This window comes from Streptomyces gilvus (assembly GCF_022513565.1).
Classification (GTDB): domain Bacteria; phylum Actinomycetota; class Actinomycetes; order Streptomycetales; family Streptomycetaceae; genus Streptomyces; species Streptomyces gilvus.
In genome coordinates, this window is record NZ_JAKWBE010000013.1 from 53,806 (window position 1) to 66,668 (window position 12,863).

General features: G+C 69.4%; 15 protein-coding genes, 1 pseudogene and 2 riboswitches. Of the genes and pseudogenes, 9 read left to right on the forward strand and 7 right to left on the reverse strand.

The window, feature by feature from the left end; translation table 11 throughout:
* Nucleotides 1-184: 184 nt before the first annotated feature.
* From MKW14_RS20910 to MKW14_RS20930, 5 genes are all read left to right on the forward strand, one after another.
* Nucleotides 185-604 (forward strand): GntR family transcriptional regulator, encoded by a 420-nt coding sequence (locus MKW14_RS20910; RefSeq protein ID WP_240864459.1) that lies wholly within the window; start codon nt 185-187, stop codon nt 602-604.
* 448 nt (nt 605-1,052) lie between these two features.
* On the forward strand, nt 1,053-1,268 hold the full coding sequence (locus tag MKW14_RS20915; RefSeq protein ID WP_240864461.1) for a type II toxin-antitoxin system HicB family antitoxin: 216 nt from the start codon (nt 1,053-1,055) through the stop codon (nt 1,266-1,268).
* Nucleotides 1,265-1,489 carry a type II toxin-antitoxin system HicA family toxin gene (locus MKW14_RS20920; RefSeq protein ID WP_240864464.1) on the forward strand — a complete coding sequence of 75 codons (225 nt, stop codon included), beginning with the start codon at nt 1,265-1,267 and terminating at the stop codon, nt 1,487-1,489. Before MKW14_RS20915 ends, MKW14_RS20920 begins: the two co-directional genes overlap by 4 nt.
* A gap of 185 nt (nt 1,490-1,674) precedes the next feature.
* The gene (locus MKW14_RS20925; RefSeq protein WP_308314615.1) at nt 1,675-2,049 is read left to right on the forward strand and encodes an HYD1 signature containing ADP-ribosyltransferase family protein; all 375 of its coding nucleotides are present in this window, start codon (nt 1,675-1,677) and stop codon (nt 2,047-2,049) included.
* A gap of 2 nt (nt 2,050-2,051) precedes the next feature.
* A complete protein-coding gene (locus tag MKW14_RS20930; RefSeq protein ID WP_240864467.1) occupies nt 2,052-2,333 on the forward strand; it encodes a DUF6881 domain-containing protein in 282 nt (93 codons plus the stop codon).
* A gap of 133 nt (nt 2,334-2,466) precedes the next feature.
* On the opposite strand, the pseudogene MKW14_RS20935 reads toward MKW14_RS20930, so the two are convergent.
* The 7 genes and pseudogenes from MKW14_RS20935 to gcvT all read right to left on the reverse strand — a co-directional run.
* Nucleotides 2,467-2,987: pseudogene (locus tag MKW14_RS20935) on the reverse strand (tyrosine-type recombinase/integrase); the annotation flags it as partial.
* A 257-nt stretch (nt 2,988-3,244) separates the two neighbouring features.
* On the reverse strand, nt 3,245-3,457 hold the full coding sequence (locus MKW14_RS20940) for a nucleotidyl transferase AbiEii/AbiGii toxin family protein (protein WP_240864469.1): 213 nt from the start codon (nt 3,455-3,457) through the stop codon (nt 3,245-3,247).
* A gap of 92 nt (nt 3,458-3,549) precedes the next feature.
* Entirely contained in the window at nt 3,550-4,164 is a 615-nt protein-coding gene (locus MKW14_RS20945; RefSeq protein ID WP_240864471.1) for a type IV toxin-antitoxin system AbiEi family antitoxin domain-containing protein, read from the reverse strand.
* Between the two features lie 126 nt (nt 4,165-4,290).
* A complete protein-coding gene (locus MKW14_RS20950) occupies nt 4,291-5,658 on the reverse strand; it encodes an L-serine ammonia-lyase (protein WP_240864473.1) in 1,368 nt (455 codons plus the stop codon).
* A gap of 56 nt (nt 5,659-5,714) precedes the next feature.
* Complete coding sequence (glyA, locus tag MKW14_RS20955; RefSeq protein WP_240864475.1) at nt 5,715-6,998, reverse strand: serine hydroxymethyltransferase; 1,284 nt, start codon at nt 6,996-6,998, stop codon at nt 5,715-5,717.
* A 14-nt stretch (nt 6,999-7,012) separates the two neighbouring features.
* A complete protein-coding gene (gene gcvH / locus MKW14_RS20960; protein ID WP_240864476.1) occupies nt 7,013-7,390 on the reverse strand; it encodes a glycine cleavage system protein GcvH in 378 nt (125 codons plus the stop codon).
* A gap of 111 nt (nt 7,391-7,501) precedes the next feature.
* Nucleotides 7,502-8,620: a glycine cleavage system aminomethyltransferase GcvT gene (gene gcvT / locus MKW14_RS20965; RefSeq protein ID WP_240864478.1), complete on the reverse strand. Its 1,119-nt coding sequence runs from the start codon at nt 8,618-8,620 to the stop codon at nt 7,502-7,504.
* Between the two features lie 44 nt (nt 8,621-8,664).
* Nucleotides 8,665-8,772, reverse strand: a riboswitch (glycine riboswitch).
* Nucleotides 8,773-8,882, reverse strand: a riboswitch (glycine riboswitch).
* A gap of 176 nt (nt 8,883-9,058) precedes the next feature.
* Here gcvT and MKW14_RS20970 point away from each other — a divergent pair.
* From MKW14_RS20970 to MKW14_RS20985, 4 genes are all read left to right on the forward strand, one after another.
* Nucleotides 9,059-9,727 carry an AAA family ATPase gene (locus MKW14_RS20970; RefSeq protein ID WP_240864481.1) on the forward strand — a complete coding sequence of 223 codons (669 nt, stop codon included), beginning with the start codon at nt 9,059-9,061 and terminating at the stop codon, nt 9,725-9,727.
* A 69-nt stretch (nt 9,728-9,796) separates the two neighbouring features.
* A complete protein-coding gene (locus MKW14_RS20975; RefSeq protein WP_240864483.1) occupies nt 9,797-10,591 on the forward strand; it encodes an enhanced serine sensitivity protein SseB in 795 nt (264 codons plus the stop codon).
* Nucleotides 10,592-10,744: 153 nt separating this feature from the next.
* Nucleotides 10,745-11,503, forward strand: coding sequence for an enhanced serine sensitivity protein SseB C-terminal domain-containing protein (locus MKW14_RS20980; RefSeq protein WP_240864733.1), 759 nt, complete (start codon nt 10,745-10,747; stop codon nt 11,501-11,503).
* Between the two features lie 313 nt (nt 11,504-11,816).
* On the forward strand, nt 11,817-12,824 hold the full coding sequence (locus MKW14_RS20985) for an ABC transporter permease (RefSeq protein ID WP_240864484.1): 1,008 nt from the start codon (nt 11,817-11,819) through the stop codon (nt 12,822-12,824).
* Nucleotides 12,825-12,863: the final 39 nt, after the last annotated feature.

Below are 12,863 nucleotides of genomic sequence, written 5' to 3' on the forward strand. Positions count from 1 at the left end.
TGGGCGCGGTGGTGATCACCGGCGGGTGCGTGACGTTAACATCGACCCACGGGCACATTCAAGTACATCCCTCCTCATTCCTTTCTGTGGGTGGCGGGACGCGGGTAGTGTGAGGCCGGTCTCCCGGTTTGGACGGGCCGGAATCTGCTGGTAATGGGCACGGAAAGCGGGGGTGGCGGGCGTGATGACGACGCGGCGCGGGCGCAGGCCGGCGGGCGGCGGGGTGCCGTTGACGTTCGAGGTCATCGCCGAGACCGTGCGGGAGCGGATCCGCTCCGGCGGGCTGAAGCCGGGGGACGCACTGCCGACGCAGACCGCGTTGATGCGGGAGTTCGGGGCCTCCAGCCTGACCGTGCAGAAGGCCATGGCCCTGCTGAAACAGGACGGCTGGGCTGTCTCGCGCCCCGGCAAGGGCGCCTTCGTCGCCCACCACGCTGACACTGATGACCTCGATCAACCGGAGGGGAAGACCGGGCCCGCAGGCGGGACGGCAGCCCGCGTTGAGGCACTGGAGCAGGCACTGTCCGAGGCCGTCGAGCAGCTCGCCGACCTCCGCGCCCGCGTCGAAGCCCTGGAAGCGGGCGGCACCGAGCGAGACCGCTGAATCGCCGCGCGGGCGGCGAGAGAAACGTGCGTTCAGATTTTCTCTGCGAGGTTCAAGGCGGCGCCCGCCCGCCTGAACTGGCCGAACATCGCCGACCGATCCACCGTCGGGCGAGCAGCCGAGGACCTCGCGAGGTGCTGGCAGACGGTCGGACCCAGGCGCGAGCGGGGCCCAACCTGGTGCCACCAGGCGCAGGTTGTGGGCGTGGAGTCCTTGCGCGTCGCACAGCAAGTTGTCGCCGACGACCGTCCTACGGCCGGATCGCAGGCACAGGGCCGACCAGGGGGCCGACCCTCACATCCGCCGCCGGGCCCACCGAGGGCGGTGGCCGGCGTCGCCTCGGGCGAGGGGCAGCCCCCGACCGCGCGTCTCCGGAGGCTCACCGCATGAGGTGAGCCGCTACCGGAAGACCTCTGGCGGCGGCGCTCGGCATGCCAGACTTTCATCTATGACGCACGCACTGCATCTGACCGCCGCGGTCATCCGTGAGGATGAGTGGTACGTGGCCCGTTGTCTCCAGGTCGAGGTCACCAGCCAGGGGGAGAGCATCGAGGAGGCCCTGGCCAACCTCCGGGAGGCGCTGGAGCTGTACTTCGAGGACGCCCCCGCCCCCGAGGTCGTCGCCGACGTGATCACCGCGCCGGTCGAGGTCCGCGTCGCATGAGCCCCGCCGTCCCCCACGGCCTGTCCGGCACCGAGATCGCCAAGGCGCTCGAACGCGCAGGCTTCAGCCACATCGCGACCCGGGGCAGCCACGCCAAGTACCGCAAGGACGACCGCACCGTCATCGTGCCCCTGCACCGCTCTCTTGCGCCCGGCACCCTCCGCTCCATCCTCCGCCAGGCCGACTGGACCGTGGACGACCTCACCGAGCACCTCAAATAGTCCAGAGATCCAGACCGGGTCTGGATCTCTGACTGACGGCAGTAGTGACGGCAACAACCACGAACAACCCCGGCCGAACCCGCACCTCAGCGGACCGTCGAACACTGCTTGACCTGCGAAAACGCAGGCAGAGAGGGGTCGCGTAGCACACGTACTATGTGCTGGCGGGGGCTACTCCGGTACTCGTGCATAACTGTGGTGAGGCCGCGGAGGCTGCCTCTGAGGGGCCGCAAAGTCTCTACCATTACACGAATGAAGCGGGGCACGACGGAATCATTTCGAGTGGCGAGATGAGACCTTCCCTGAAGGCGAACAACCCGAAGGATGCTCGCTATGGAGATGGCCAGTACCTGACGGACATCCAGCCCGGGACGAAGACGCTCGGACAGCTCTCAGCAGCTTTCTTGCGGGTCCCATGGGCTGGACGTAAGTTCACTCACTACATCGAAATCGACGTCAGAGGGCTAGACGTAGTGGAAGGGAGGCCAGGAGTGTTCGTGATCCCAAATAGCGGGCCACTCGATCTAACCGGCCGCATCCTCAGCTCTGGAAGGAACTAGAGGTGAGGTACGTCAAGGTCGCATGGGTTCACGACTTCGCTGATGATCCTGTGCTCTATCTCAGCGAACTCGGCGACGACGGATATGAGACTCGGAAGGTGCAGTTCTATCGGGACGGTCGATCCGAATGGGCGGACGAGAGTTTCGAAACTGCAACTGCCGGCCTCTCGGAAATCCCTTTCCCGCCACTGGAGGAAATTTCCAGTCAACCGGAGTTCACTGCCCAAGTGATTACTCCGGAAGAGTTCGAGCGCGCATGGAACGAGGCGCACACGGACTTCTGACGCGCCGCTGAATTCGTCTTGTGGCGCGCCAGAGCGTAAGAAGCGCTTCCATTCTGGCGGCGAAAGAAGCTCGGGGCCCTGCTGACTTCCAGCAGGGCCCCGAGTCGTTTGACGGCAACGCTGACGGCAACGCTCAGCGCACGACGGCTGCGGCGGGTGGGTCGTCGTGGTCGCCATCGGTCGACCTGACGGCGTTGCCGAGGGTGTCGATGGCCTGGCGCTGGAGGCGGAGTCGGACGTGGGCGTAGACGCCAGCGGTGACGCCGATGTGGGCGTGACCCAACAACGCCTTGATCACGACGAGGTCGACGCCCTGTTCCAGAAGCAGGGTGGCGGTCGAGTGCCGCAGGTCGTGGAAGCGGATGCGGCGGAGCCCGGCCCGGTTGAGGAGTCGGCTGAAGCTGCGGGTGAGGTTGGCGGGTTCGAGAGGGCTGCCGGTGGGGGTGGTGAACATGAGGCCGTTGTCCGACCAGTCCATTCCCGCGGCCCGGCGTGCTTCCTCCTGTTGTTCTCGGTGAATCTTCAGCGAGTCGTGCATTCGGTGGGGAGGACGATGCGACGTTCGGATGCGCGGGTCTTGGTTTGCAGGACGGTCAGTCCGCCGGTGCGGGTGCGCTGGAGGGAACGGTGGATGGCGGCGGTTCCCGTGTTGATTAACTGTCGAGGCCTGCTGTACGCGCAGGATCTCCGCTGAGGGAAAGTGTCCTGGCGGGGCTTCTGCGTGCGGCGACGGCAGTAGTTGACGGCAACGTCAGTGGACGGTGGCTCCGCACAGCGGCGGGTCATCGCCGTCGTCGCGGGTCGACTCGTCGGATCCTGGTCCGTCACGGGCTGGTGGAGCCTGGGGCTCGGCACCGGGAGTGGTCGGATTACAAGCGCTGGCAGCGGGACCGGGCAATGGGCCGACGACCTCAGCGAGTGATGAAATCGGCGATGGCCGCGATTCTGTGGATGATCTCGGCTTCTGTGCCTGGGAACGAGCGGCCGAGGATGTCGATGTCGCGGGTCATTCGACGTGCGCCGAACTGGGCGAGCAGCAGGCCACCCTTGAGGACGAAGTGCTCCCGGCCCAGGGGCGATGAGGCCAGGCGATAGAGGAACCGTGCGAGGACGTACTCGACCATGACCTCGTCCGTGGACCGGCTGTTGCGGCGGGCCAGCTTGCGCAGGTCGTTTCAGACGCGGCCGGCGGTGGTGCCGCGGGTGGGGTTGGCCATCAGGCGAGCACCGCCTCTACGGCGGGGTGGACGACGGCAAGAGCGTCCAACTCGCGTGCGATGTACTGGAGTTCGCCGACCCCGCCGCGTCCGCTCCGGCGCAGGTAGCGGCCGAGTGCGGACAGGGCGAGGGTCTCGCCTAGGCGACTGCGGTGGCGCATCGCGTCGACGACGCTGCGGGCCGCGTTGTACACGGGGATGGTCTCTCCCGGGGCTGCTTCGAACCGTTCGACACCGAGGGCGAAGGTCTTTGAGGCGTACTGCGCCACCACGGTCGGCGGGTAGGCGATTGTGGGGCGGCGGGTACCGCGTGGCACGGCGATGTGTACTGCTGTGGGGATGTCGTCGATCAGCTCGTGCAGGGCGAGGGCGGATTCACCGCATACGACGGCGCGAGGGGCCCGTGCGCATACGGCCAGAAGATCTGCGTGTGCCGTCTCCGGGGCGTCTGCCCGCCGATACACACCCCGGGACAGTTCGTCTATCTCGCCTTCCGTGACCAAGTGCGCCAGATCGCGAGGGGAGAGCAGGGCCTGGCGTGCCTGCGCCGTCGTGGAGGTGGGGGCGAGGGCGGCCAGCCGCTGCTCCAAACGCGAGTTCTCCGCAGCGCTCATGTATCGAATAGCACCCCTCTAGGGACCTTAGGGGGCGATTTGCTACATCCCGGGAGTGGCTGACGGTCAGGGCGGACCGGCACAGTGACCGAGAGAGCCGCGAACTTCCAGGTCGGGTCGGTTGCCTCAGCACTCGATGATGTTCACCGCGAGCCCGCCCCGGGCCGTCTCCTTGTACTTCACGCTCATGTCCGCCCCCGTGTCCTTCATCGTCTTGATGACCTTGTCCAGGGACACCTTGTGGGAGCCGTCGCCGCGCATCGCCATCTTCGCCGCCGTGACCGCCTTCACCGCCGCCATGCCGTTGCGCTCGATGCAGGGGATCTGGACGAGGCCGCCGACCGGGTCGCAGGTGAGGCCGAGGTTGTGCTCCATCCCGATCTCGGCCGCGTTCTCGACCTGTTCGGGAGAGCCGCCGAGCACCTCGGCCAGCGCGCCCGCCGCCATCGAGCAGGCCGAGCCGACCTCGCCCTGGCAGCCGACCTCGGCGCCGGAGATGGAGGCGTTCTCCTTGAAGAGCATGCCGATCGCGCCCGCGGCCAGCAGGAAGCGCACCACCCCGTCCTCGTCGGCGCCCGGCACGAAGTTGATGTAGTAGTGCAGGACGGCCGGGATGATGCCCGCGGCGCCGTTGGTGGGTGCCGTCACGACCCGTCCGCCCGCCGCGTTCTCCTCGTTCACGGCCATGGCGTAGAGCGTGATCCACTCCATGGCGTGCGCCAACGGCTCGCCCTCGGCCCGGAGTTGGCGGGCGGAGACGGCGGCCCGGCGGCGGACCTTCAGACCGCCCGGCAGGATGCCCTCGCGGGACATTCCACGCGTCACGCACTCCCGCATGACCCGCCAGATCTCCAGCAGCCCGGCCCGGATCTCGTCCTCGGTGCGCCAGGCGCGCTCGTTCTCCAGCATCAGCGAGGAGATCGACAGTCCGGTCTCGTTCGTCAGGCGCAACAGCTCGTCACCGGTGCGGAAAGGATACTTCAGCACGGTGTCGTCCAGCTTGATCCGGTCCGCCCCCACCGCGTCCTCGTCGACGACGAACCCGCCGCCCACCGAGTAGTACGTCTTCGACAGCAGCTCGGCGCCCGAGGCGTCGTACGCCCACAGCGTCATGCCGTTGGCGTGGTACGGCAGGGCCTTGCGGCGGTGCAGCTTCAGGTCGTCGTCGAAGGAGAACGGGATCTCGTGCGTGCCGAGCAGCCGGAGACGGCCCGACTCCTTGATCCGCTCCACCCGGTCGTCCGCCGTCTCGACGTCCACCGTCCGCGGGGAGGCGCCCTCCAGGCCGAGCAGCACCGCCTTGGGGGTGCCGTGGCCGTGGCCGGTCGCGCCCAGGGAGCCGTAGAGCTCGGCACGTACGGACGCGACGGAGCCCAGCAGCTCCTCGTTGCGCAGCCGGCGCGCGAACATGCGGGCCGCGCGCATCGGTCCCACCGTGTGGGAGCTCGACGGGCCGATGCCGATCGAGAACAGGTCGAAGACCGAGATGGCCACGGGAACTCCTCCGGAAAGGGTGGGGGCACACGTCGTCGGGTGCCCCCACCGGGGAACTACTTGTTCAGGCCGGGGTACAGCGGGTGCTTGTCGGCAAGCGCCTTCACCCGGGCCTTCAGCGCCTCCGCGTCGTCCTTCCCGAAGGGAGAGGGCGCCTTCAGCGTCTCGGCGATGACGTCCGCGACCTCGGCGAAGTCCTCGGCCGTGAAGCCGCGGGTCGCCAGGGCCGGCGTACCGATCCGCAGGCCCGAGGTCACCATCGGCGGACGCGGGTCGTCGGGGACGGCATTGCGGTTGACCGTGATGCCGACCTCGTGGAGACGGTCCTCGGCCTGCTGTCCGTCCAGCTCGGACGCGCGCAGGTCGACGAGGAGCAGGTGCACGTCCGTGCCGCCGGACAGGACGTTCACCCCGGCCTCCCGGGCGTCGGCAGCCGTCAGCCGCTCGGCGAGGATGCGCGCACCGTCCACCGTACGCCGCTGGCGCTCCTTGAACTCCTCGCTCGCCGCGACCTTGAAGGACACCGCCTTCGCCGCGATCACGTGCTCCAGCGGACCGCCCTGGAAGCCCGGGAAGACCGAGGAGTTCAGCTTCTTCGCGAAGTCCTTGCCGCGGGCCAGGATGATGCCGCCGCGCGGGCCGCCGAGCGTCTTGTGCGTGGTGGAGGTGACGACGTCGGCATACGGCACCGGGTTCGGGTGCAGCCCGGCCGCCACCAGGCCCGCGAAGTGCGCCATGTCGACCCACAGGTACGCCTCGACCTCGTCCGCGATCCGGCGGAACTCGGCGAAGTCCAGCTGACGCGGGTACGCCGACCAGCCGGCGATGATCACCTTCGGCCGGTGCTCCCTGGCCAGCTTCTCCAGCTCGGCCATGTCGACCAGTCCGGTCGCCGGGTCCACGTGGTAGGCCACCACGTTGAACTGCTTGCCGGAGAAGTTCAGCCGCATCCCGTGGGTGAGGTGGCCGCCGTGGGCGAGGTCGAGCCCGAGGATGGTGTCGCCGGGCTGGGCCAGCGCGAACAGGGCGGCCTGGTTGGCGGAGGCGCCGGAGTGGGGCTGGACGTTGGCGTACTCGGCGCCGAACAGCTCCTTGAGGCGGTCGATGGCGATCTGCTCGGCGACGTCGACGTGCTCGCAGCCGCCGTAGTAGCGGCGGCCCGGGTAGCCCTCCGCGTACTTGTTGGTGAGGACCGAGCCCTGCGCCTCCATGACCGCGAGCGGAGCGAAGTTCTCCGAGGCGATCATCTCGAGGGTGGACTGCTGGCGCACCAGCTCGGCGTCGACCGCGGCGGCGATCTCCGGGTCGAGCTCGTGCAGGGACGTGTTCAGGACGGTCATTCGGCCTCTGCTCCTCAGCCGGCGTTCTGGGCGGTGTACTCGTCGGCGGAGAGCAGGTCGGCGGGCTCCTCGGCGACGCGCACCTTGAAGAGCCAGCCGCCCTCGAAGGGGGCCGAGTTGACGAGGGACGGGTCGTTCACCACGTCCTCGTTGATCTCGGTGACCTCACCGGTGACGGGGGAGTACAGGTCGCTGACCGACTTGGTCGACTCCAGTTCGCCGCAAGTCTCGCCCGCGGTCACGGCGGAGCCCACCTCGGGAAGCTGGGCGTAGACGACGTCGCCGAGCGCGTTGGCCGCGAACTCGGTGATGCCGACCGTCGAGACGCCGTCCTCGGCGGCCGACAGCCACTCGTGCTCCTTGCTGTAGCGCAGCTGCTGGGGGTTGCTCATAGCCTGAATTCTCCTGTACGCGGGTGATGAGGAATGCCGGGGGACTGCTGGGGAGGTGGACGGGCGGCGGGCAGGCGGACGGGGCCCCGGAGCGGGGCCCCCGCACAGTCTCTACTTCTGCCGCTTGTAGAAGGGCAGTGCCACGACCTCGTACGGCTCGTGGCTGCCTCGGATGTCCACACCGACCCCGGACGTGCCGGGCGCCGAGTGCGCCGCGTCGACGTAGGCCATCGCGATCGGCCTGCCCAGCGTGGGGGAGGGGGCGCCGGAGGTGACCTCGCCGATCACCTCGCCGCCGGCCACGACCGGGTACCCGGCGCGCGGGACGCGGCGGCCCTCGGCGATCAGGCCGACCAGGACGCGCGGCGGGTTCTCCTGGGCGCGGGCGGCGGCCTCGGCGAGCGCCTCGCGGCCCACGAAGTCGCCATCCTTCTCGAACTTCACCACCCGGCCGAGCCCGGCGTCGAAGGGCGTCAGCTCGGTGCTCAGCTCGTGCCCGTACAGCGGCATGCCCGCCTCCAGGCGCAGGGTGTCCCGGCAGGACAGCCCGCAGGGGACCAGGCCGGCGGCCTCGCCCGCCTTGCTCAGCGCCTGCCACAGCTCGACGGCGTGCTCGGGCTTCACGAACAACTCGAAGCCGTCCTCGCCGGTGTAGCCGGTGCGGGCGATCAGCGCGGGGACGCCGGCGACCGTGCCGGGCAGGCCCGCGTAGTACTTGAGGCCGTCGAGGTCGGCGTCGGTGAGGGAGGCGAGGATGCCGGGCGAATCGGGGCCCTGGACGGCGATGAGGGCGTAGGCGTCGCGGTCGTCGCGCACCTCGGCGTCGAAGCCGGCCGCGCGCTCGGTCAGCGCGTCCAGCACGACCTGGGCGTTGGAGGCGTTGGCGACGACCAGGTACTCGGTCTCGGCGAGCCGGTAGACGATCAGGTCGTCCAGGATGCCGCCGTCGGCCCGGCAGATCATGGTGTAGCGGGCGCGGCCCACGGCGACGGACGCGATGTTCCCGACCAGGGCGTGGTTCAGCAGGGCGGCGGCCTGCGGGCCGGTGACGGTGATCTCGCCCATGTGGGAGAGGTCGAAGAGGCCGGCCCGGGTGCGCACGGCCAGGTGCTCGTCGCGCTCGGAGCCGTAGCGCAGCGGCATGTCCCAGCCGGCGAAGTCGGTCATCGTCGCACCCAGCGAACGATGCAGGGCATCGAGCGCGGTACGGCGGAGTTCGGTGCTGCTCATCGGACGGTCGTCTCCCAGGGCATGACGGGACAGGGCGAGGTCATTCCTCCCCATCTGTCATCGGTACCTGAGAGGTTCGCCCTGATCACGCGAATGAACGGGCTTGCACCGTGGGTGGGGCCACCGCACGGCGGCCCGCTTTTCAGATGTGCCTCGCCCGCGCGGTAACGGGGCCTGAGAGATTCAAGGGAGGGACTTGCTCCTTCGGCGCCCCGGCGACGCAGACGTGTCGGCGTGCTGGGGACTCTCCCGCGCGGATTCAAACGGCCGGTATGCAGTTGCGCGGACATCATTGCATGCCTCGTCCGCTCGCGTCAGACCGCTCTTTGTGACGGGCCTGTGGCCGGAACCGAACGGAACCGCGAGACACCGTGCATTACCTTCTCTTTACATTCAGTGGGGACAAGCTTTCCTGACCCCCCAGGGAGGACGATCACGGTGAACAGGCCCACGGCGTACGCCACGACCTCGGCTCTCACGCTGCCCCGGCAGCCCGCGGCCTCGGCCCGCGAGCGGTGCGACGAGCTCCCGGCTCCCGTCGTCCGCGATCTGCGCGACCGCTCGGGCCGCAGCCCGCACGCCCTGCTCTTCGGACCCCGTGACCTCGTCGTCGTCACCGGCCTGCCCGGCAGCGGCAAGTCCACGCTGATGGCCCGCGCGGTCAAAGCCGCCCGCGTCGACTCGCAGGACGCCCGCGACCGCTGGGAGCGCCGGCTGCCATCCCTGCTGCCGTACGCGCTCTACCGCCCCCTGGTCCGTCTTGCCCACTACGCCGGCCTGCGCCGGGCCGTGCGCGGCGGCGAGGGGGTCGTGGTGCACGACTGCGGTACGCAGTCCTGGGTGCGCGGCTGGCTGGCCCGCGAGGCCCGCCGCCGCGGCGGCACGCTGCACCTGCTGCTCCTGGACGTCACACCGCACGCGGCGCTGGCGGGCCAGCGCGAGCGAGGCCGGGGCGTCTCCCGCTACGCCTTCCTGCGCCACCGCACGGCTGCCGCCCGGCTGATCCGCTCCGTCGAGCGCGGCGAACTGCCCGAGGGCGTCGGCTCGGCGGTGCTCCTCGACCGGGACGCGGCGGACGTCGTCACCAGGATCGGCTTCACGGGCTGACCCCGCGTCGGTTCCACCCGCTAGCCTTTCCGGTCACAGTGGTTCCCAGCAGACGGTCGGACACAACAGATGGACTTCCCAGCGGATCTCCCCGCGGACTTTCCCGCCCAGGCACACCCCCATCCGCACGGCGGCTGGCCGGGCAACGAACTGGAGGAGGTGCTCTCGGCCTCCCTCGGCGTCCCCACCGCGGGCGGCCGGATCATCGAGGTACTCGGCCGCAGCTTCCTGTGGATCCCGCTGCCGGGCGGCGGCGGTCCGCTCAGCGGTCCCCTCGACGTGCCCACGCTGGAGATCGAGGGCCAGGCCTTTGTCCCGGTCTTCAGCTCAGAGGAGCAGTTCCGCCAGGTCGTCGGCGGTCATCTGTCGTACACCGTCGCCCCGGCCGTCGAGTTCGCCCGCGGTCTGCCCCCGCAGGTGGGGATCGCGGTCAACCCCGACGGCGTGGTCGGCATACCCCTTCCGCCGGCCGCGGTCGCCGAACTGTGCCGCGTCGGCCGCACCGCCCTGGACGGCCCCGCCTCCGGCGGCCGCGTCAAGCTCTACGAACCGGACTGGCAGGACGACCCGATCGACTTCCTGGCCGCGGCCTCCGAGGAGTTCGCCGCCGTCGGTGTCGTGGCCACGGCCCGCCGCTGCCTCGCCGCGATCGAAACGGCCGACCCGGTGATGTTCGTGGGCGTCGAACTCTCCCAGCGGGAGGGCGATCTGCGGGCCCTTCCCCTGGAGGCCCTCACCCGGGCGGTGACCAGGATCCCCACCCAGTGGCCGGTCAACCTGGTCCTGCTGGACGTGACCGACGATCCGGTGGCCGTCTGGATGCGCGAGCGGGTACGCCCTTTCTATGCGAGGGACCACTTCTGAGCCGCCGGCGGCGACTCCCACGCCGCACCTGGGCCCGCGCACGCACAACAGGCCCCGAGCAGCCAGGCGCTTAAGCTTTCCCCCAATGCGGGGCAACTCTTCGAAGGGGCGGTACGTCAGGTGAGCGCGAGCCTCAGCGGCGGCGTCGAGCAGATGCTGCGCCAGGTGACGCCCGGGCGCTACGACGCCTACGAGGCACTGCTCAGGGCGCTCGCCACCCCTGGCCAGGGCCAGATCTGGATGCTCCTGTGGCACGGCCAGGCGGGAGCTCCGGACGCCCAGTACGGAAACATGGAAGTGGACGGCTACGGCTACGCCCCGTGCGTCACCTCCGCCCAGGAACTCTCCGCCAGCGGCTGGAACCGCTCCTACGAGGTGGTCGACGGGATCGACGTGGCCCGCGCCCTCTACCCCGACCACTTCGGCCTCTGGCTCAACCCGCACGCCCCCGGCGGCGGCGTCGGCATCCCCTGGCCGGATCTGCGCCGCATCGCCACCGGCCTGGAGCGTCAGCCCGCCGGTCCGCTGCGGCTCGCGGAACCGGCCATCGAGATCCCGCAGTTCTACGCCCTGCTCGCGCAGAACGCCCACCGCACCCCGGCCGTCCGCTCGCTGCGCCGCGCCTGGGTGCAGCCGGCGCTCGGGGCGCCGTACCTCGCCATCGGTCTCGACGTCTACGACACCAGTCCGCCCGCCGTGGACTCGGTGCGGGCGATGATGCAGCAGTCCATCGGCGCGGTCCCCGACGGCCTGCCCGTGTCGACCGTGGCGATGTCCGACGAGTACGACCCGGTGGCGCTGTGGATGCGGGCGAGCGCCCGTCCGTTCTACGACCGCGAGGCCCACGCGCCCGCGCCCGCCCAGGCTCCGGCGGCCGGATACGGCTATCCGCCGGCGCACGGCGCATACTGAGACGAGTCTTCTGGTCCAGACCGGACCTCTGGTGATCTGCGCGCGTAGATGACGCCCTAAGATCCTTCGATGCGTCAAATGTCCGAAAAGAACCTGTCCGACCCCCGTTACCCACTGTCCGGATAACGGAACCCCGCAGCCCGCATCACGTTTACGCATCCTTTCACCGCCAAGTCTGGCAACAGATCGCCAAAGCGTTGAAGACTCCCGCTCCAGGGGACTTCGTCCCCGTGTACGAGGACTGATCACGCCGCCACAGCGGCAAGTGCGGGCCGGCTACCGCCGGTTGAAATCGAAGAGGGGTCCCTGCCAGATGACGGCACCATTGCACGAGCCGACCGCGGAAGCGGCCCCGAGCGCGGCCGAGGAAGCGGCGGTCGCCAGCGCCGACGCGAAGGCCGTACAGGGACGCTCCCTGGGCCGGATCGCCTGGGAGCGCCTGAAGCGGGACAAGCTCGCCCTGGCGGGCGGCATCATCGTGCTCCTGCTCATCGTGGTCGCGGTGTTCGCGCCCCTGATCGCCAGCCTGTACGGGCAGGACCCGGACGCCTACCACGAGAGCCTGATCGACCCGCTCTTCAGCACCCCCAAGGGGTCGCTCGGCGGCGTCAGCGGCACCCACTGGCTGGGCGTCGAGCCGGTCAACGGCCGAGACATCTTCGCCCGCATCCTCTACGGCGCCCGGATCTCGCTGCTGGTCGGCTTCCTGTCCGCGATCGTCGCCGTCGTCCTCGGCACGGTGCTCGGCATCCTGGCCGGCTTCTTCGGCGGCTGGGTCGACTCGATCATCAGCCGCGTCATGGACGGTCTGCTGGCCTTCCCTCAGCTCCTCTTCATCATCGCGCTGGTCTCCGTCATGCCGGACGAGATGCTCGGGCTGAACGGCTCCAGCGTGCGCGTGTTCGTGATGATCCTGGTCATCGGCTTCTTCGGCTGGCCCTACATCGGACGCGTGGTGCGCGGCCAGACCCTCTCGATGCGTGAGCGCGAGTACGTCGAGGCGGCCCGGTCCCTGGGCGCGGGGCGGTTCTACATCCTGTTCAAGGAGCTGCTGCCCAACCTCGTCGCCCCGATCATCGTCTACACGACGATGATGATCCCCACCAACATCCTGACCGAAGCGGCACTGAGCTTCCTGGGCGTGGGCGTCAAGCCGCCCACCTCGTCCTGGGGGCAGATGCTCTCGACGGCGATCGACTACTACGACTCGGACCCCATGTACATGATCGTCCCGGGTGTAGCGATCTTCATCACCGTTCTGGCCTTCAACCTCTTCGGCGACGGCGTGCGGGACGCGCTGGACCCGAAGGGCTCCCGCTGAACCGCCGTACCGCACAAGCGTCCCGTGGCACCAACACGG

Excerpts from the sequence above, each read along its gene's own strand:
- MKW14_RS20910 (WP_240864459.1), top strand. The coding sequence starts at position 185 with ATGACGACGCGGCGCGGGCGCAGGCCGGCGGGCGGCGGGGTGCCGTTG.
- MKW14_RS20915 (WP_240864461.1), top strand. The coding sequence starts at position 1,053 with ATGACGCACGCACTGCATCTGACCGCCGCGGTCATCCGTGAGGATGAG.
- MKW14_RS20920 (WP_240864464.1), top strand. The coding sequence starts at position 1,265 with ATGAGCCCCGCCGTCCCCCACGGCCTGTCCGGCACCGAGATCGCCAAG.
- MKW14_RS20940 (WP_240864469.1), bottom strand. The coding sequence starts at position 3,457 with ATGGTCGAGTACGTCCTCGCACGGTTCCTCTATCGCCTGGCCTCATCG.
- MKW14_RS20945 (WP_240864471.1), bottom strand. The coding sequence starts at position 4,164 with ATGAGCGCTGCGGAGAACTCGCGTTTGGAGCAGCGGCTGGCCGCCCTC.
- glyA (WP_240864475.1), bottom strand. The coding sequence starts at position 6,998 with ATGACCGTCCTGAACACGTCCCTGCACGAGCTCGACCCGGAGATCGCC.
- gcvH (WP_240864476.1), bottom strand. The coding sequence starts at position 7,390 with ATGAGCAACCCCCAGCAGCTGCGCTACAGCAAGGAGCACGAGTGGCTG.
- gcvT (WP_240864478.1), bottom strand. The coding sequence starts at position 8,620 with ATGAGCAGCACCGAACTCCGCCGTACCGCGCTCGATGCCCTGCATCGT.
- MKW14_RS20975 (WP_240864483.1), top strand. The coding sequence starts at position 9,797 with ATGGACTTCCCAGCGGATCTCCCCGCGGACTTTCCCGCCCAGGCACAC.
- MKW14_RS20980 (WP_240864733.1), top strand. The coding sequence starts at position 10,745 with ATGCTGCGCCAGGTGACGCCCGGGCGCTACGACGCCTACGAGGCACTG.
- MKW14_RS20985 (WP_240864484.1), top strand. The coding sequence starts at position 11,817 with ATGACGGCACCATTGCACGAGCCGACCGCGGAAGCGGCCCCGAGCGCG.